This is a genomic window from Rhizobium sp. SRI_017, assembly GCF_057586295.1.
Genome location: NZ_JBYCZP010000015.1, coordinates 45,237 through 63,373 on the forward strand (window position 1 = coordinate 45,237; position 18,137 = coordinate 63,373).

Consider the following 18,137-nt stretch of genomic DNA (forward strand, 5'->3'; position numbering starts at 1 on the left):
ACATTATGCGGGCTCAGCGAAAACGGGACTGCGCAGTGACGCGTTTCTTCAAGTCAATTCTGGCCTGTCTGGCCGCGGCATTAGTTGGCGTGGGCCCCGCCGCGGCGCAGCAGGTCACCGCCTTCGAACCGAAGGCCACGCAGATCTATCTCATTGAGGCATCGACCAACACGGTTCTATATGCCCGCGGCGAGAACGACCCGGTTCCGCCTGCATCATTGGTCAAATTGATGACGGCGGAATATGTGCTGCATGAGATCAAAACGGGAAAGATCAGCGAGAATACCGAATACAAGGTCTCGGAATATGCCTGGCGGACGGGGGGTGCGCTGTCGCGGACCTCAACGATGTTCGCGGCGCTTAATTCCAGCATCCGCGTCATGGATCTCCTCCAGGGTGTCATCGTCCAGCTCGCCAATGACGGCTGCATCATCCTGGCCGAAGGATTGGCCGGCTCGGAACCGAAATTCGCTGAACTCCTGACGAAACGGGCGCGCGAGATCGGCCTCGAAAAGTCTGTCTTCGTCAATTCGAACGGGCTGCCTGATCCCGGCAACACGTCAACGATGCGCGAACTTGTCGAGCTTTCCCGCCACATCAAGGCCGAATATCCCAGCTATTTCAAGCTCTACGCCCAGGAATCCTTCGAGTGGAACAAGATCTTTCAGCGCAACAAGAATGCACTGGTGACACAGAATATCGATGTCGATGGCATGGCGATGGGTTTTGCCGAAGGCTATGGCTATACTGTCGTCGCCACGGTTGAACGCAACGGTGTCCGGCTGTTCCTCGCCATGGGTGGTCTCAAGACCGACAAGGAGCGGACCGAAGAAGCGCGCCGCGTGCTCGATTGGGGGCTCACGAATTTCCACAAGCAGGTCGTGTTCAAGAAAGGCGAGTTGATCGCTGACGCGCCGGTCTTCGGAGGTGACAGCGGCCATGTGTCGCTGGTCGCCTCCCAGGACATCGATATCTACGTGCCCAACGACAATCCGGACAGAATTCGGGCCAGAATTTCCTATAGATGGCCGCTGAAGGCACCCGTCGAGCAGGGGCAGAAGATCGGCACGCTGGTGATTTCTCTTGGAGAAAGGCCGGTGCGGAACATGGCCGTTCACGCTTCTTCCGCAGTTGGAACGGGCACATTGACAAGCAAGGCCTATGACGGCCTGAAAGAGTTGCTTTTCTTCTGGCTCTAGGTGCAATAGGCCATGCGGCGGAATCGTGTTGAGCAAGGATAGCGTGTGCCGAAGCAGGGACTATTCGTGACGTTCGAGGGCGGCGAGGGTACGGGCAAAAGTACCCAGATCCGCCTGCTTGCCGATCGGCTGCGCCGTCGCGGCGTCGATGTGCTGGTGACGCGCGAGCCCGGGGGCTCGCCGGGCGCCGAGGCCGTGCGTTATGTCATCCTTTCGGGCGCCGCCGAGGAATATGGCACCCGCATGGAGGCCGTGCTTTTTGCAGCAGCCCGCAACGATCACGTCGAGGAGATAATTCGGCCGGCACTCGGCAGTGGTGCGGTCGTGCTTTGCGATCGCTTCATGGATTCGTCGCGGGTCTATCAGGGCATCACAGGCAATCTCGAACCGGCCTTTGTGCAGAATCTGGAGCGCGTTGCCGTCAGCGGCGTGATCCCGGATTGCACGATCATTCTCGACATTCCGGCTGTGGAAGGTTTGCGGCGCGCGCGCTTGAGGTCAGGGGACACCAGCGTACCCGAGGAACCCGACCGGTTCGAAAAGGAAGAACTGGGCACGCATGAGAAGCGGCGGGAGGCCTTTCTCGACATAGCTGAGGCCGATCCGCTGCGCTGCCGTGTCGTTGACGCGTCGGGCACGGCCGAGGATATCGCGGAGAAGGTGTTCGCGATCGTCGAGCCGCTGCTTCCCATTCACGCGACCCGCGCCAAGGAGGCTGGCAAGGTTTGAGCGCAGAAAGCGAAACATTGGTGCTGGACGGGGCCGTGCACCCCGCCGCGAATACCCGTCTCGTCGGTCACCAAGCGGCGGAGGATTTTCTTGCGCGCTCCTATCGTTCCGGCAAGGGCCATCACGCGATCCTGATCGAGGGACCGGAAGGCATCGGTAAGGCGACGCTGGCCTTCCGCTTTGCAAACCACGTGCTCGCCTATCCGAAGCCGGGCGAGGCGCCCGAGAATATCTCCGATCCGGATCCCATGTCGCCCGCGTTCCGGCAGATCGTTGCCGGCGCTTCGCATAACCTGCTTCACATCACGCGGCCCTTCGATGCCAAGAGCGGCAAGTTCAAGACCGCCATCACCGTGGACGAAGTGCGTCGCGCAGGAAAATTCTTCGGACAGACATCCGGCGGCGATAGTTGGCGCATCGTTATCGTCGATCCCGCGGATGACATGAACCGCAGCGCCGCCAATGCCATCCTGAAGATGCTGGAGGAGCCGCCGCGCCGGTCTATGTTCCTCGTGCTCTCGCATGCACCAGGGCGATTGCTGCCGACCATTCGGTCGCGCTGCTTGCCGCTTGTGCTGCGGCCGCTGCACGACCACGATCTCAGACAAGCGTTGCAGGCTCTCGGCTTGGCAATCGCGCCGGCAGTTGAAGCGAAGCTTATGGCAGCCGCGGGGGGCAGCGTTTCGCAGGCGATCAAGCTCGTGAACTATGGCGGGCTCGACATACTTGAGGCGTTCGAGGCCATTCTTCGAGCCAACGGCGCCGAGCAGCGTAAGGCGATGCACAAGATTGCTGACGCTGTTGCCGCGCGCGGGAGCGATACGCTCTACGGCTTTTTCGTCGATCATGCCGGTGACCACGTCTCTGGTGCCGCGCGGCTGGCGGCAGACGCGGGCGATCTCGACCGCGCCTATCGCCTGTCCACCCTGCACTCTGCCCTGACGGAGAGGATATCGGTCTCCGATGCCTACAATCTCGACCGGAAGCAGACCGTGCTCAGCCTGCTGACGGATCTTGCCGTCGCGTTATGACGTGACGAGCTTCAGCGCCACCAGCGCAAGCGTGACCGCCAGAACGGGGCGGATCACTTTGTCGGGCATACGTGGCGCGAGATGGCTGCCGAAGATAATGCCGGGAACGGAGCCGATCAGCAGCGAAATCAGCAGCGCCCAATCGATCTCGCCGATCATCCAGTAACCGAGCCCACCGACCAGCGTCAGCGGCACGGCATGGACGATGTCGGAACCGACGACGTCGCGGATTTCGAGCCGCGGATAGAGCATCAGAAGTGCTGTCACGCCGAGTGCTCCAGCGCCGACCGAGGTCAGCGTAACCAACGCACCGAGCACCAACCCAAGGACCAGGGTGGCTATTGCAATCGTGCGCGGTTCGACAGGTTTATGGTGGCGACGCCAATCGGCCACCTTGTCGACGATCGGCTTGCGGAAGATGAGCAGGATGGCGGTGAGAAACAGCATCCAGCCAAGTGCTTGCGTGAGCACCGACTTGAACGACAGACTATCACGATCGACCCCCGACATCAGCAAAAGGGTCACCAGGGCTGCCGGGATACTGCCCAGCGCCAGCATTCCCACGATCCGCCAATTGACAGTCTTGTTGCGGCTGTGCACCGCCGTCCCGGCAGATTTGGTGATGGCCGCATAGAGCAAGTCGGTGCCGACGGCGGTCGCGGGATGGACATTGAAAAGAAGCACGAGCAGGGGCGTCATCAACGACCCTCCACCTACGCCTGTGATCCCCACAAGCATGCCGACTAGCAGACCCGACACCGAATAGAGCGGGTTCAGCGAACTCAAGAATTCCAATGTGCGATCCCCTGACAGACCAGCGAACGGCGATATAGAGTGCAATGGGGCAAGTCAAGCGAGCCTCGAATGTCAGGCGATCGCCAATGTGGATGGCGCAAGCAGTATATTTCGCCCCCGCCGGGCAAAGTTGATGTTTCCCCCTGCGGAAACATGCGCTAGAAGCCGCAGCATCCTTCCCGCTTGCAGGCGTTGCGACCGAATGAAAGACACGTCACCTTTCTACATCACCACCGCGATCTCCTATCCGAATGGCCGGCCGCATATCGGCCACGCCTATGAACTGATCGCGACCGACGCTCTGGCCCGTTTCCAACGGCTCGATGGTCGTGAGGTACTTTTCCTCACCGGCACGGACGAGCACGGCCAGAAGATGCAGCAGACGGCGCGCAATGCGGGTATCACGCCGATCGAGCTCGCCGATAGGAACGCAGCCGAATTCGAAAGCATGACCACGCTGCTCAACGCTTCGAATGACGATTTCATTCGCACCACCCAGCCGCGCCACTACGAGTCCGTCAAGGATCTCTGGATCAAGATGGCCGATGCCGGCGACATCTACAAGGACAGCTATGCCGGCTGGTACGCGGTGCGCGACGAGGCCTATTACCAGGAAGAAGAGACTGAAGTCCGCGCCGACGGCCTCCGCTATGGTCCACAGGGCACGCCGGTCGAATGGGTGCAGGAAGAGAGCTATTTTTTCCGGCTTTCGGACTACGGCGACAAGCTCCTCGCCTATTACGAAGCACATCCCGATTTCATCGGCCCCGACGAGCGCCGCAACGAAGTTGTTTCCTTCGTGAAATCAGGTCTCAAGGACCTTTCGATCTCGCGCACGACTTTCGATTGGGGCATTCCGGTCCCCAACGAGACCAAGCATGTGATGTATGTCTGGGTCGATGCGCTGACGAATTACATCACCGGCGCCGGCTACCCCGATACCAAGGATCCGCGCTGGAAATTCTGGCCGGCGACCCACATCATCGGCAAGGATATCATCCGCTTCCACGCGGTCTATTGGCCGGCTTTCCTGATGTCGGCAGGTCTTGAACTGCCGAAGCGGGTATTCGCGCATGGTTTTCTGCTCAACAAGGGCGAGAAGATGTCGAAGTCGGTCGGCAATGTCGTCGACCCCTTCGATCTCGTGAAGCATTTCGGCGTCGATCCAGTCCGGCACTTCTTCCTGCGCGAAGTGCCCTTCGGCCAGGACGGTTCCTATTCCGAGGAGGCGATCGCCAACCGGATCAATGCCGACCTCGCCGACAATATCGGCAATCTCGCGCAGCGTTCGCTGTCGATGATCGTGAAGAATCTCGAAGGTGTGCTGCCCGAGCCCGGTCCATTGACGGACGAGGACAAGGCGATCATCGCTTCTGCCGATGCCGTGATCGAGCCTTGCCGCGTCGAGATGAACAAGCAGCAGATCCACAAGGCGACGCAGCAGATTTTCGCATTGTCCTCGGAAGCCAACGGCTATTTTGCCGCCCAGGCTCCTTGGGCACTCGCCAAAAGCGGCGACGTGGCGCGAATGTCAACGGTGCTTTACGTGACGGTGGAGGTGGTTCGCCAGATCGGCATACTGCTGCAACCCTTCGTACCGGAATCCGCTTCGAAACTGCTGGATCTCCTGAAGATTCCCGCTGACGAGCGCGATTTTGACCATCTCGGCAAGGCCGGCCGACTCAAGGGTGGCATCACGCTCGACAAGCCAGAGCCGGTTTTCCCAAAATATTTCCCGCCGAAGGAGTAACGGCCGGAATGCTGATCGACACGCATTGCCATCTCGACTTCAAGGATTTCGCCCAAGAGCGGGACCAGATCATCCAGCGCGCGCTCGATGCGGGCGTGAAGCAGATGATCACCATCTCGACGCGGGTGAAAAAGTTCGACCAGATCAAAAGTCTGGCGGAGAGTTACAGCCAAGTCTTCTGCTCGGTGGGCGTCCACCCCAACAACGCACATGAAGAGCCCGACATCACGACCGAGGAACTGGTAGAGCTGTCTAAGCACCCGAAATGCGTGGCGATCGGCGAAGCGGGGCTCGACTATTTCTACGACTATGCGCCGCCGGAAGTGCAGGCCAAGGGTCTTCGCCGGCATGCCGCTGCCGCCCGCATTACCGGTCTGCCGCTCGTGATCCATTCCCGAGCGGCCGACGATGACATGATATCCATACTCAAGGACGAAGCCGGGCAGGGCGCCTTTCCCTTCCTGCTCCATTGCTTCTCCTCAGGCGCTGAACTTGCCCGCATTGGCGTCGAACTCGGCGGCTATGTCTCTTTCTCCGGCATCCTGACCTTCCCCAAGTCCGAAGATATCAGGGAAATCGCCAAGACCGTGCCGCGCGACCGGCTTTTGGTCGAGACGGATGCACCTTATCTCGCGCCGAAGAAATGGCGCGGTAAGCGCAACGAACCATCCTATGTTGTCAACACGGCTGAGGTGCTCGCCGAGACTATCGGCGTATCCATGAAAGAGATTGCCGAGATCACGACTGAGAATGCCTTCCGCTGCTTCTCCAAGATGCCGAGGCTGGCCGCCTGATGCCAAAGCGGCGCTTCACGATCCTAGGCTGCGGTTCGTCGCCTGGCGTGCCCCGCATTACGGGTGACTGGGGCGCCTGCGATCCTGCCAATCCCAAGAACCGCCGCACACGTGCTTCGCTCTTGGTCGAACAGTTCGCCGACGACGGCGCGCTAACCTCGATCGTGATCGATACCGGCCCGGACTTCAGGAGCCAGATGATCGCAGTCGGCGCCAAGGATCTGCACGCCGCCGTTCTCACGCACGCCCATGCCGATCATCTGCATGGGATCGATGACATCAGGTCCTTCGTCTACAAGAACGAGCATCGCATGCCAGTTTGGGGCGATCCGGCGACGATGGAACGAGTCATGGAGGGCTTTCGCTATGTCTTCGAGACGCCGCCCGGGAGCAACTATCCACCGATCGCGCGCGTGATGACGATCGATATCGGCGGTGTCTTCGAGGTCGAAGGGCCGGGCGGTGCAGTTCCCTTTCTGCCTGTGGTCCAGCATCACGGGGATGCCCATTCCCTGGGGTTCCGCATTGGTGATTTCGCCTATTGCACCGATGTGAGCGATTTTCCGGCCGAAAGCCTTCCGAAGCTTGCCGGGCTCGAAACCCTGGTCATCGACTGCCTGCAATACCGGATGCATCCGAGCCATCTGTCGCTGCAGCAGGCGCTGGACTGGATTGAGACGCTGAAGCCGAAGCGGGCGATCTTGACCCACATGCATATCCCGCTCGATTATGAGACCGTGCGCCGGGAAACGCCTGCGCATATCGAGCCGGCTTTTGACGGCATGACTATCGAAGTGAACGTCTGAGTGGGTTCAGTTGCTGTTGGCAGCGGCGTGGTTGCGTCGCGGCCGTTCCGAGAGGAACATCACATAATCGTCCGCGGCGTCAGCCAGAGCCATGGCGACCTCCGCCTCGCGCCAACCAGCGCTCACAGCCTCTACCACGAGATCACGCAGCGCGGACTGAAACGCATCCCGCGTTTCGCGCGTGCGGCGGGGGTCAGTGGGATGGAATTTCGGCGGTTGCAGGGTCATGGCGTGATATCAGGTGAAACGGCGCTTATTAGCAACCGCTTCCGTAACTTAACCTTACCTGCTAACCAGCACAATCACGAGAAATAGGGAGCAAGTGCCGCGCGTATTGATGTCAGCGGGCTCGGGCTCATGTCGCGCTGGAACGACTTGCCCGTGATCATCTTGTAGGCCTGGAGATAGACGTCAGAGGTCTGAAGGATGAGGTCCTCCGGGATCGCCGGGATCGGATCCTTGTAAGGATCGCAACGCTCGTTCACCCAGGCGCGGATGAAATCCTTGTCGAAACTCCTCGGCCGCTTGCCCAATGTATAGGCGCTGTCATAGCTGTCGGCGATCCAGAAACGGCTCGAATCCGGCGTGTGAATTTCGTCGGCCAGAATGATGTTGCCGTCGATGTCGGTGCCAAACTCGTACTTCGTGTCGGCGAGAATGAGACCGTTCTTCGCACTCAACTCCCGGCCGCGGGCGAAAAGCGTCAGCGCGTAGCGTGAGACCGTATCCCATTGCTCGGCCGTGAGCAGGCCCTGGTCGAGGATCTGCTTGGGCGACAGCGGCTCGTCATGGCCGCCGTCGAACTCCTTGCTCGTCGGCGTAATCAGCGGCTGGTCGAGCTTCTGGTTGTCACGCATGCCATCAGGCAGCGTCACACCATACATTTCGCGTTCGCCCGCCTTGTATTTGGTCAGGATCGACGTCGAGGTCGTGCCCGCGAGATAGCCGCGCACCACGATTTCGACGGGAAGAATCTTGAGGGTCTTGCCAATCACGACATTCGGATGCGGATAGGACACGACATGGTTAGGGCAGATATCGGCCGTCTTCTCGAACCAGTAGCGTGCCGTCTGGGTCAGCACCGCGCCCTTGAAGGGAATGCAGGCGAGGATTCGGTCGAATGCGCTGATCCGATCGGTTGCTATGATGACGCGGTTGCCATCCGGCAGGTCGTAATTCTCGCGGACCTTGCCCTTGTAGCGATTGGGCAGTTCCGGAATGAAAGCGTCGTCGAGCACGGGGAGAGGCGCCATGGGACCGACCTTGCATCTGAGGCTGAAGTGATGGCCGCGGTAAATCAGCGACGCCTGAAAAGGTCAAGGGCGTTCACTGGCGAATCCGGTTGCAATTCGCAAAAAGCCCTTGCTCAGTGGGTAAGAAGAGCCTTGGGGCGATAGATACCACCGGCCTCGGACACAAAGTTCTCGAGCACGGCCGGATGCTTCACTGGGCCACCGTCCTCATCGGGCAGCAGATTCTGCTCCGAAACATAGGCGACATAGGCCGACTCGGTATTTTCCGCATAAAGGTGATAGAAGGGCTGATCCTTCGATGGCCGCACTTCCGCCGGTATCGAATTCCACCATTCCTCGGTATTTGCAAATTCCGGATCCACGTCGAAGATCACACCGCGAAAGGGAAATATCCGGTGGCGCACGACCTGGCCGATATTGTATTTGGCGTAGCGCTCACGCATCTTTTTACCTTGTCTCATTGACTTTAGATTTGGGATGAATTTACCACATTTCAAGGTGTTAGTGGCGGCGGTCGGCCCTTCCGGCCGAATGTCGCTGGCGTGGGCGAGGGATGGTGAATTTCCGCTGGACTTCGTCCGTCGATCAATTGCCCGATAGGGCTTAAAATGCGCAAAGGATGAGCCGTGGTCAATCAATGGGGTCGGGACGGCAATTTCTCCACCTCGGGCTCGCGTTCGTCCGGGGGTGTCGGCATCGTTATCGCCGCAATCGTGGCGCTGCTTCTCGGCGCGGGCGGCGGCTATACGGGCGCGCGCTTGTTGGGCGGAGCTTCGGCGAGTGATCTCCAGGCACGCGATGAGAAGATCGGCGATCTCGAGAAGCAGGTCTCGGATCTGAAATTCACCACTTCGGGCAATGCCAACCAGGAAAACGTCTTGCGCGAGCGGGTCAAGGAACTGACCAAAGCCAATGAGACGCTGAAGGCGCTGGTCGACGAAAACGATAGCAAGGTGAGCGCCGACACCCAGGCGGAGATCGCAGCGCTCAAGAAGACGATCGAGGAGGCCGGCGACGTCAGGGCCGAGCTCAATCGCGCGCGGCGTTCACTGCAGGTGTCGGAACTGCAGATCATAGAACTCGAAGGCGAGATCAAGACCCAGCGCGCTGAAATGGAAAATCTTCGTAAGAGCCTCACCGACGCGGCAACACAGGGCGATTCCGGCAACAAGGCACTGAGTGATCAGATCAAGACCCTGGAGGCAGCACTGGCCGAGAGCCGCAAACAGGCGGCCGCTGCCGCCGACCTGCGCAAGCAGGTGGCTTCGCTCGAAGACGATGTCGCGCAGAAGACCGCTGAAGCCAGCACAGCTCGCAACACTGCGACGTCGCTTCAGAAGGATATCGACAAGGCCAAATCGGAATTGACGAAAGTCAAGAAAGATCTTGCTGCTGCACAGGCCGCTGTAAAAGACCAGGGCGGCGAGTCGGAGGCCATGCAAAAGGAGCTCGTCGCAGCGGAGGAACGACTCGCCGCGCGGGACGGCGATGTTCGCACGCTGGAAGCGCGTCTTGCCGAAATGAAAAAGGATCTCGATGATGCGAATGGAAGGGCGAGCCTCGCAGATTCTCAACGCATCATGATGGGCTTGAATCTCGGTGCTATCAGGGGCGAAAAGGAAAAGCTCGAGGGCGAGGTCGCCGTGCTCAAGCAAACGATCGAAAGCCTGCAGGCCGCCCAGCGCGAGGACAAGCCGCAGCCCGATGTCAACACCGGTGGCGATGACACGCCGGCGGCCCGCCGCGACGCAGACGATGTGCGTGCCGCCCTCGAAGACATGCCGGGCTATAGCCGGCTGACGCCTGACAAGCAGTTCGAGCTTGCACGCCGCCTCGAAGACGGCGAATGCGCTGCCGATGCGCTGAAGACGACGCTCGGCCGCGTGCCGGCCATTGCACTACGCAACCTGATCCGCGACCTTGGAAGCAAATGCTGATCTTTGGGAGAGAGTTTATGCTGAGAAAACTGCTCGCGGTCCTGCCGCTGGTTCTGCTGCTCGTCGCGCCGGCCCGCGCTGCCGAACTCGAAAAGAATATCATGACGGGCGGCCCGACCGGCACCTATATCAAGATCGGCCGCGACATCGCCGGTCTCGGCAAGGCCTGCGGCCAGACGCTGAATGTGGTGGAGAGCGCAGGCTCGCTCGAAAATTTCAGCGGCGTCCGCAACCGCAAGAACACGCAGTTCGGCATCGTCCAGAATGACGTGCTCGAATATCTAAAGACCTTCGAGGCAAATGACCCCGAGATCCAGCAGGCCGTCCGCGGCGTGCGCATCATGTTCCCGCTCTACAACGAAGAGGTCCATGTTCTCGCCAAAACCGACATCAAGTCGATGGCGGATCTCGCGGGCAGGAAGGTCGCTGTGGGCGTCAAGGACAGCGGCACTTATCTTACGTCATCGCTGATGCTTGACATCCTTCAGATCAAGGGTGTCCAGAAGGTCGAGGTGAACCCGGACAAGGCGCTGCCACAGCTTCAATCCGGCGAGATCGACGCCTTTTTCTACGTCGCCGGCGCGCCCGCGTCGCTATTCCAGGGCGACGCGATCGACGGCGCGAAATTCCACCTTGTGCCGATCACCGAGGCGCCGCTGCTCGCGACCTACATTCCAGCCAAGATCGAGCCCGGCACTTACACCTTTGAGAAACAGGCGGTCGATACGGTGGCTGTGAAGGCCGTGCTGATGACCTTCGACTATGACAAGAAGCGCAACGCCTATCACCGCGATTCCTGCAAGGCGGTCGCCGATTTCTCCAACTACATCATCACCAATATGGAAAAGCTCCAGGCGACGGGACACCCCAAGTGGAAGACAGTGGACCTCACCGCGGTTCCTCCCGGCTGGAAGGTCGGCGTCTGTGTCAAGGAAGGGCTTGCGGCTGCCTACAAGCCGACTTGCGCGACGCCCGTGGCGACGCCGGCCGAGGATGCGACCGATGAGAATGACGATTATCTGAAGCTGCTCAAGGAGCGGCTCAAGAAACAATAGGCAAGGGCGAGGTATGCGTTCCGGGTTTATCGGTCAGTTGGTCGGCGTTGGACTGGCGGTGGCGCCGCTGCAGGCGTCCGCCGAGGACTGGAGGCGATATGACAATCCCCGCTTCGCCTATGCGATCGATATTCCGTCCGGCTTCTCTGACGTGTCCGAGGCCGAAAACAGCGATGGTGGCGTGTCCACGAGCGCGGATGGAAATGCTGAACTGCGGGTGTGGGGCGCCTATCTCGTCGATCGGGATTTCAAGTCCGATATCGCGGGCCGTGTACGGTCAGATCTGTCCGAAGGCTGGGATATCTCCTATGATCGCCGAACGGCAAAGAATGCGAGTTGGTCGGGCGGCAAAGGCGGCCGGGTGTTCTATGCCAGGGCAATGACGGGCTGCGATGATGCGGTCATCTACTTCCGGCTTGAATACGATCGCTCACAGCTGAAGGCTTATGACGCCGTCGTCGGCCGCCTGGTCAAATCCTTGCACGGCACATGTTGAGAGAAAAAAGAGAAGAACACTGCTCGCCCCATTGATCAAGACCGACAATCTCGTCCTACGGCCCTACCGGTCGGAGGATTTTCAACATCTTATGGCGCTTTACGAAACCGATCGGGCGGCTTTCATCGGCGGTAGGCTTTCGCCGCGGCAAGTCTGGGATGGTTTCATGAACTGCATCGGGCAGTGGAATGTCCTGGGTTTCGGCGGTTGGGCCGTCGAGGAGGCAGCTTCCGGCGCGCTTGTCGGCGAAGTCGCGGTGCATCGGCCGATTGATTACCCGGAAATCGAGCTGGGCTGGCTGCTGTTCGAGGGCTTCGAGGGCAGGGGATATGCCCATGAGGCGGCCTTCGCGGCACGACAGTGGGCGTTCGACGAACGCGGTCTGTCGTCGCTCGTCTCCTACATAGATCGCGACAATATACGCTCGATCCGTCTCGCGGAGCGACTCGGCGCAGTGCTGGATTCGCAGGCGCCGACGCCGAACGGCGATCCCTGCTTCGTCTATCGGCACCATCGCGGCTAGTCGCTGTGCCGGTTAGCCTTGCTCAGCTCCGCAAGACGGCGTTCGATGAAGCGCCTTTCCGCGGGCGCCGGCGTCCGCTCAAGCGCCGAGTGATACGCAGCACAAGCCTCCACTTTTCGACCAAGTCTGCGCAGAAAATCTGCACGGGTGAGTTCCGCGTAGCGATAGTCTGGTAGCTCGCCGCGTGTCATAATCGTGTCAACCATGGAGAGGCCGGCAGCCGGCCCATCCCGCATGCCGACCGCGATCGCGCGATTGAGCTCGGTCACAGGTCCGGGGTCGGCAATCATCAAGAGGTCATACCAGCCGATGATTGCGCTCCAGTCGGGGGCTCTCCCATCGATGGTGGCCGCATGTACAGCAGCGATGGCGGCCTGAAGCGTGTAAGTCGACAGGGGCGGTCGGGCGAGGGCGGCGCGCACCAACCTGCTCCCTTCTTCTATCTCGCTAGCGTTCCAAAGCGAACGATCTTGTTCGTCGAGCGGCGTGAGGTTGCCCGCTGCATCGAGCCGTGCCGAGCGACGCGAATGCTGCAGCAGCATCAGCCCCAGGAGCCCTTCCACATCGGGATGCGGGATATGCCCAAGCAACAACCGCGCCAGCCGGACTGCTTCTTCGCAGAGGTCAGTACGCAGGATCGCCTCGCCAGCGCCGGAAGCATGGCCTTCCGAGAACACGAGGTAGATGACGCGCAGCACGACCTCCAGCCTTTCCTCAAGTTCGATCTTGCTCGGTATCTCATAGGGGATCGCCTCGGCTTTGATCCGTCCCTTGGCGCGGACGATGCGCTGCGCCATCGTCGGCACCCGAACGAAATAGGCGGCTGCGATCGCCTCCGTCGTCAGGCCGCAGACCTCTCGCAGGCAGAGCGCCGCCTGCTGGTCCGGCGGCAGCAACGGATGGCAGCAAGTGAAGATCAGCCGCAGCATGTCGTCCTTGACCATGTCGGGGTCGAGCGGCTCATCCTGATCCTCTTCCATCAAGCGCGTGATCTCCGGTTCGAGTTCGCGGAATCGCGCGCGGCGGCGGAGCTTGTCGATCGTCCGGAATCGCCCCGCGGAGACCAGCCACGACCGCGGATTGGCCGGCACACCCTCGCGCGGCCATCGCTCGGCCGCGGTGAGGAAGGCGGCCTGCACCGCCTCCTCGGCCAGTTCGAAACTGCCGAGCAGCCGGATGAGCGTCGCCAGCACATAGGGCGCATGCGTCCGATAGGCGCGATCAATGTCCTGCATCAGCCATTCGGATCCGGAATTTCGTAGATCGGACGCACCTCAATCGTGCCGAGCCGGGCGAGAGGTATGCCAGCCGCGATCTCGATTGCTTCGGCTCTATCGATGGCGTCGATCAGGATGAAGCCGCCCATCTGCTCCTTGGCTTCCGCATAGGGGCCATCGGTCACCAACATCTGTCCGTTGCGGACCTTGACCAGCGAGGCAGAGGAGGGCGATTGCAGCGCCTCGGCGTGGACCAGCTTGCCGCTGCCATGGAGACTTTGGTCATAGCCGAGCGACTCGCGGTCGAATTCACGCTTTTCGGTCGCATCCATCCTATCGAGGACAGTGCCGTCGAAATGCACGATGCAGAGGAATTTCATGGTCTTTCTCCGTGCTTTCGATTCAGGCTTTGGTTGGAACTGTGTAGACGGGGCGGATCTCGATCTGCCCATATTTTGCGAGCGGAATGCCGGCGGCAATGCCCACTGCCTCGTTCATGTCGCGGGCTTCGATCAGGATGATGCCGGCCATCTGCTCCTTGGCTTCGGAGAAAGGACCAGCGGTCATCGAGACCTCGCTGTTGCGGACCTTGACGATCAGCCCACTATCGGGCGGCTCGAGCCCATGACCCGCGATCAGTTGGTGGCGTTCTCCGAGCTCTGTGTCATAGGCCAGGTTGCTGCGCTCGAGCGTCGCGATCTCATCCGGCGACATTGCCGAGAAGACTGCGTAGTCGAGATGCACGATGCAGAGATACTTCATCGACGTCCTCCGTTGTTGACATCAATGGTCGAACGGGTCGAACGGGATTCGACAGCGCCTCGGAAAATAGCAGCGAAATTTTCACTCGGCCAACGGTCGGCACGAAAAAGCCGCCGGAAACGAGTCCCGGCGGCTCTTGAATACCGGCTGATCGAAATCAGCAGGAATAGTACATGTCGAACTCGACCGGGTGCGGCGTCATTTCGAAACGCATCACTTCAGCCATCTTGAGCTCAATATAGCTGTCGATCTGGTCGTCATCGAACACGCCGCCGGCGGTCAGGAACTTGCGATCCTTGTCGAGGCTTTCCAGCGCTTCGCGCAGCGAACCGCAGACGGTCGGGATCTTCTTGAGCTCCTTCGGCGGAAGGTCGTAGAGGTCCTTGTCCATGGCCTTGCCGGGATGGATCTTGTTCTTGATCCCGTCGATACCGGCCATCAGCATTGCCGCAAAGCCGAGATAGGGGTTCTGGGCCGGATCGGGGAAGCGGACTTCGACGCGCTTGGCCTTCGGCGAAGAGCCGAACGGGATACGGCACGAGGCGGAGCGGTTGCGGGCCGAATAGGCGAGCAGAACCGGTGCTTCATAACCCGGCACCAGACGCTTGTAGGAGTTGGTGGTCGGGTTGGTGAAGGCGTTGATCGCCTTGGCATGCTTGATAATGCCGCCGATGTAATAGAGGCAATTCTCGGAGAGACCTGCATATTCGTCGCCCGCGAAGGTCGGCTTGCCGTCCTTCCAGATCGATTGATGCACATGCATGCCCGAGCCATTGTCGCCGAAGACCGGCTTCGGCATGAAGGTAGCCGTCTTGCCATAGGCATTCGCGACCTGATGAACCACATACTTGTAGATCTGCATGTGATCGGCGCTGCGCACCAGCGTGTTGAACTTCACGCCGAGCTCATGCTGCGCGGCGGCGACTTCATGGTGCTGCTTTTCGACCGTTACACCCATTTCGGTGAGCACGGTCAGCATTTCCGAGCGCATGTCCTGTAGGCTGTCGATCGGCGGAACCGGAAAATAGCCGCCCTTGATGCGCGGACGGTGACCGAGATTGCCGGATTCGTAGTCGGTATCGTCATTCTCCGGCAGTTCGGAGGAATCGAGCTTGAAGCCGGTATTGTAGGGCATCGCCTTGTACTTGACGTCGTCGAACACGAAGAATTCCGGCTCCGGGCCCATATTGATCGTATCGCCGAGGCCTGAGGCCTTGAGATAGGCTTCAGCCTTCTTGGCCGTGCCGCGCGGGTCGCGATTATAGGCTTCGCCCGAGATCGGATCGAGAATGTCGCAGAGGACGACCATGGTCGACTGCGCGAAGAACGGGTCCATATGCGCGCTCGACGCATCGGGCATCAGCACCATGTCGGACTCGTTGATCGCCTTCCAACCGCCGATGGACGAGCCGTCGAACATGACGCCATCGGCGAACATGTCCTCATCGACGGCGATAACGTCCATCGTCACATGCTGCAGCTTGCCCTTGGGGTCGGTGAAGCGGAGGTCGACGAATTTTACGTCGTTGTCCTTGATCTGCTTCAGGATGTCTTTTGCTGTCGTCATTTAGCTCTTCCCTATGGTTATGACGATGTCCGCCCATACGCGGATATGCGTGGGCAATCAGATGGCGTCTACGCCGGTCTCGCCGGTGCGGATACGGACGACTTCCTCCACATTGGAGACGAAGATCTTGCCGTCCCCGATACGTCCGGTCTGTGCCGCATTGCGGATCGCATCGATGACACGCTCCACATTCTCATCTGCAAGCACGACCTCGACCTTCACCTTGGGCAGGAAATCGACGACATATTCGGCACCACGATAAAGTTCCGTGTGGCCCTTCTGCCGTCCGAAACCCTTCGCTTCGGTGACGGTAATACCCTGCAGGCCGACTTCCTGAAGGGCTTCCTTCACTTCATCGAGCTTGAAAGGCTTGATGATCGCTTCGATCTTTTTCATGAGGAAAGTTCTCTCCGCTTCTCCCGTTTCTGCAGGTCTGGCCCGCTGCCGCCTCCGATGCATTTTGTATGCCAGTCAGGAGCGAGATTCTTGTTTTTGGGGCCAGAAATCAGCCGAACGGTGGTGATGTTGCGCGTTTCTCGGCAAAAAACCAGATGAAAATCGCCTCGTCGTGGAGTTTTTTTGCCGCTTTCGCAGATTTTGACCCCCGCACCATAGACAGGCTTGGGTCGGCGCATGCTGCGCGGGGCAAATCTTGTGCATTTGCTTAGTTTTCAGTCATTTGCTTTTTCCCGACTGGCAGGGCAGACTCCCTATGCGGGTGCCGGTTGCTGTTGCACCTCGTCATTTTTGCCAAAAAAGCGTGCAAACGGTCATTTCATGCTGATCCTTCCCGATGCCGTCACCAAGATCGATTCCGCCTGCATCGAGTCCGGAATATCGAGCTATGGCCTGATGACCGCCGCAGGTCGAGCGGTGTCCGCTTGCGCGCTGAAGCGGCACCCTGGTGCTTGTCGTTTTGTCGTCGTTGCTGGACCCGGCAACAATGGCGGTGATGCCTATGTAGCTGCTCGGGGATTGAAGGATGCGGGCGCCGAGGTCGCCCTTTACCAGCTCAAAGCAGGCGCGCCCGCGACAGCCGACGCGAGACGAGCCTTGGCTGAATGCGGCATCGTGAATGCACCGATTGAGGCCTATCAGCCAGCACTGGGAGACGTCGTGATCGACGGCGTGTTCGGCGCCGGGCTGGCACGCGATGTGCCAGCTGCGCTGGTGGCTTTCATCGGCAAGGTGAAAGACGCGCGCCTTCCGGTGATCGCAATCGATTTGCCGAGCGGCATCGATGGCCGAACGGGCCACGTGCACGGGGCCGCCTTTGACGCCGAGGTCACCGTCACCTTCATGGCGCTCAAGCCCGGCATGCTGCTTCTGCCGGGCCGCGACCATTGCGGCGAGGTCGAGATATCAGATATCGGCGTCCCTCGGCGGTATGTGGAAGCGCACCAATGCGACGTCGCCATCAATGGCCCGGATGTCTGGGCCGCCTTCACAGGCCGACACCGTTCGGCGGCCCACAAATATACGCGCGGGGCCCTGGTCGTGTTTTCCGGCGAAGCATCCCATACCGGCGCAGCCCGCCTGGCAGCAGAGGCAGGCTTGCGCGCCGGGGCCGGTCTGGTGACGATTGCGTGCCCCCCGAATGCGATGGAAGAGAATGCGACTCATCTCACCGCGGTCATGTTGCGACAAATCGACAATTCGAGCGATCTTCGCGAGTGGCTGACCGACAACCGCCTCGGCACATTCGTGCTGGGCCCGGGTTTCGGCATCGGCCAGAAGGCACGGGATTTCGCGCTGGCGCTCGGCGATCGTAAACTGGTGCTCGATGCCGATGGCATCACCAGCTTCAAGGATGATCCGCAAACACTGTTTGAGGCTTTCTCAGGAGAGCCGCGGCTCGTGCTGACACCGCATGAAGGCGAGTTCGCGCGATTGTTTCCCGATATCGCCAAGAATGTCGGCCTCTCGAAAGTCGATAAGGCCATCGCCGCAGCCAGGCGGGCCAATGCCGCCATCATCTACAAGGGTTCGGATACCGTGATCGCCGGTTCCGACGGTCGCGCCGCGATCAACACCAATGCACCGCCTACGCTCGCCACGGCAGGCTCAGGCGATGTGCTGGCCGGCATCTGCGGCGCGCTGATGGCCCAGGGTTATCCCGTCTACGAAGCAGCTTGCGCCGCGGTCTGGCATCATGGCGAGGCGGCGCAGCGGGCGGGGACAGGGCTGACGGCGGAAATCCTCGCCAGCCATGTCCGGACCTGA

Annotated in this window: 20 protein-coding genes; 11 read left to right on the forward strand and 9 right to left on the reverse strand. The window is 60.2% G+C overall.

The window, feature by feature from the left end:
• The first annotated feature begins 5 nt into the window (after positions 1–5).
• The 3 genes from AC2YI2_RS26260 to AC2YI2_RS26270 are packed head-to-tail and all read left to right on the forward strand — an operon-like array spanning position 6 to position 2,959.
• The gene (locus AC2YI2_RS26260; protein WP_487389482.1) at positions 6–1,199 is read left to right on the forward strand and encodes a D-alanyl-D-alanine carboxypeptidase family protein; all 1,194 of its coding nucleotides are present in this window, start codon (positions 6–8) and stop codon (positions 1,197–1,199) included.
• Positions 1,200–1,244: 45 nt separating this feature from the next.
• Complete coding sequence (tmk, locus tag AC2YI2_RS26265) at positions 1,245–1,928, forward strand: dTMP kinase (RefSeq protein ID WP_487389483.1); 684 nt, start codon at positions 1,245–1,247, stop codon at positions 1,926–1,928.
• Positions 1,925–2,959 carry a DNA polymerase III subunit delta' gene (locus AC2YI2_RS26270; RefSeq protein ID WP_487389484.1) on the forward strand — a complete coding sequence of 345 codons (1,035 nt, stop codon included), beginning with the start codon at positions 1,925–1,927 and terminating at the stop codon, positions 2,957–2,959. The genes tmk and AC2YI2_RS26270 overlap by 4 nt, the downstream gene beginning before the upstream one ends.
• Here the strand turns inward: AC2YI2_RS26270 and AC2YI2_RS26275 are convergent.
• Positions 2,954–3,754 carry a sulfite exporter TauE/SafE family protein gene (locus AC2YI2_RS26275; RefSeq protein ID WP_487389485.1) on the reverse strand — a complete coding sequence of 267 codons (801 nt, stop codon included), beginning with the start codon at positions 3,752–3,754 and terminating at the stop codon, positions 2,954–2,956. The genes AC2YI2_RS26270 and AC2YI2_RS26275 overlap by 6 nt on opposite strands.
• 202 nt (positions 3,755–3,956) lie before the next feature.
• On the opposite strand from AC2YI2_RS26275, the gene metG reads away from it, so the two are divergent.
• From metG to AC2YI2_RS26290, 3 genes are read left to right on the forward strand one after another with little or no spacing between them, the layout of a single operon-like run.
• Complete coding sequence (gene metG / locus AC2YI2_RS26280) at positions 3,957–5,504, forward strand: methionine--tRNA ligase (protein ID WP_487389486.1); 1,548 nt, start codon at positions 3,957–3,959, stop codon at positions 5,502–5,504.
• Between the two features lie 8 nt (positions 5,505–5,512).
• Positions 5,513–6,298, forward strand: a complete 786-nt coding sequence (locus AC2YI2_RS26285; RefSeq protein ID WP_487389487.1) for a TatD family hydrolase — start codon at positions 5,513–5,515, stop codon at positions 6,296–6,298.
• Entirely contained in the window at positions 6,298–7,104 is an 807-nt protein-coding gene (locus AC2YI2_RS26290) for an MBL fold metallo-hydrolase (RefSeq protein WP_487389488.1), read from the forward strand. The genes AC2YI2_RS26285 and AC2YI2_RS26290 overlap by 1 nt, the downstream gene beginning before the upstream one ends.
• Positions 7,105–7,110: 6 nt before the next feature.
• Here AC2YI2_RS26290 and AC2YI2_RS26295 read toward each other — a convergent pair whose 3' ends face one another.
• The 3 genes from AC2YI2_RS26295 to hspQ all read right to left on the reverse strand — a co-directional run bounded on the left by AC2YI2_RS26295 (position 7,111) and on the right by hspQ (position 8,800).
• Positions 7,111–7,332: a hypothetical protein gene (locus tag AC2YI2_RS26295; protein ID WP_487389489.1), complete on the reverse strand. Its 222-nt coding sequence runs from the start codon at positions 7,330–7,332 to the stop codon at positions 7,111–7,113.
• A gap of 74 nt (positions 7,333–7,406) precedes the next feature.
• Positions 7,407–8,357 carry a phosphoribosylaminoimidazolesuccinocarboxamide synthase gene (locus AC2YI2_RS26300; RefSeq protein ID WP_487389490.1) on the reverse strand — a complete coding sequence of 317 codons (951 nt, stop codon included), beginning with the start codon at positions 8,355–8,357 and terminating at the stop codon, positions 7,407–7,409.
• Positions 8,358–8,470: 113 nt separating this feature from the next.
• Entirely contained in the window at positions 8,471–8,800 is a 330-nt protein-coding gene (gene hspQ, locus AC2YI2_RS26305) for a heat shock protein HspQ (protein ID WP_487389491.1), read from the reverse strand.
• A gap of 183 nt (positions 8,801–8,983) precedes the next feature.
• Here hspQ and AC2YI2_RS26310 point away from each other — a divergent pair, with 183 nt between their 5' ends.
• From AC2YI2_RS26310 to AC2YI2_RS26325, 4 genes are read left to right on the forward strand one after another with little or no spacing between them, the layout of a single operon-like run.
• Positions 8,984–10,294 carry a hypothetical protein gene (locus AC2YI2_RS26310; protein WP_487389492.1) on the forward strand — a complete coding sequence of 437 codons (1,311 nt, stop codon included), beginning with the start codon at positions 8,984–8,986 and terminating at the stop codon, positions 10,292–10,294.
• 17 nt (positions 10,295–10,311) lie between these two features.
• Positions 10,312–11,349: a TAXI family TRAP transporter solute-binding subunit gene (locus AC2YI2_RS26315; RefSeq protein ID WP_487389493.1), complete on the forward strand. Its 1,038-nt coding sequence runs from the start codon at positions 10,312–10,314 to the stop codon at positions 11,347–11,349.
• A 13-nt stretch (positions 11,350–11,362) separates the two neighbouring features.
• Positions 11,363–11,845, forward strand: a complete 483-nt coding sequence (locus tag AC2YI2_RS26320) for a hypothetical protein (protein ID WP_487389494.1) — start codon at positions 11,363–11,365, stop codon at positions 11,843–11,845.
• A complete protein-coding gene (locus tag AC2YI2_RS26325; protein ID WP_487389495.1) occupies positions 11,796–12,368 on the forward strand; it encodes a GNAT family N-acetyltransferase in 573 nt (190 codons plus the stop codon). The genes AC2YI2_RS26320 and AC2YI2_RS26325 overlap by 50 nt, the downstream gene beginning before the upstream one ends.
• Here the strand turns inward: AC2YI2_RS26325 and AC2YI2_RS26330 are convergent.
• The 5 genes from AC2YI2_RS26330 to AC2YI2_RS26350 all read right to left on the reverse strand — a co-directional run bounded on the left by AC2YI2_RS26330 (position 12,365) and on the right by AC2YI2_RS26350 (position 16,310).
• On the reverse strand, positions 12,365–13,603 hold the full coding sequence (locus tag AC2YI2_RS26330) for an RNA polymerase sigma factor (protein WP_487389496.1): 1,239 nt from the start codon (positions 13,601–13,603) through the stop codon (positions 12,365–12,367). The two genes, AC2YI2_RS26325 and AC2YI2_RS26330, sit on opposite strands and share 4 nt — an antisense overlap.
• Entirely contained in the window at positions 13,603–13,965 is a 363-nt protein-coding gene (locus AC2YI2_RS26335; protein ID WP_487389497.1) for a YciI family protein, read from the reverse strand. Before AC2YI2_RS26335 ends, AC2YI2_RS26330 begins: the two co-directional genes overlap by 1 nt.
• A 22-nt stretch (positions 13,966–13,987) precedes the next feature.
• A complete protein-coding gene (locus AC2YI2_RS26340; protein ID WP_487389498.1) occupies positions 13,988–14,347 on the reverse strand; it encodes a YciI family protein in 360 nt (119 codons plus the stop codon).
• 157 nt (positions 14,348–14,504) lie between these two features.
• A complete protein-coding gene (glnA, locus tag AC2YI2_RS26345) occupies positions 14,505–15,914 on the reverse strand; it encodes a type I glutamate--ammonia ligase (RefSeq protein ID WP_487389499.1) in 1,410 nt (469 codons plus the stop codon).
• 57 nt (positions 15,915–15,971) lie between these two features.
• Positions 15,972–16,310: a P-II family nitrogen regulator gene (locus AC2YI2_RS26350; protein WP_137153622.1), complete on the reverse strand. Its 339-nt coding sequence runs from the start codon at positions 16,308–16,310 to the stop codon at positions 15,972–15,974.
• 381 nt (positions 16,311–16,691) lie between these two features.
• On the opposite strand from AC2YI2_RS26350, the gene AC2YI2_RS26355 reads away from it, so the two are divergent.
• Entirely contained in the window at positions 16,692–18,137 is a 1,446-nt protein-coding gene (locus tag AC2YI2_RS26355) for an NAD(P)H-hydrate dehydratase (RefSeq protein ID WP_487389500.1), read from the forward strand.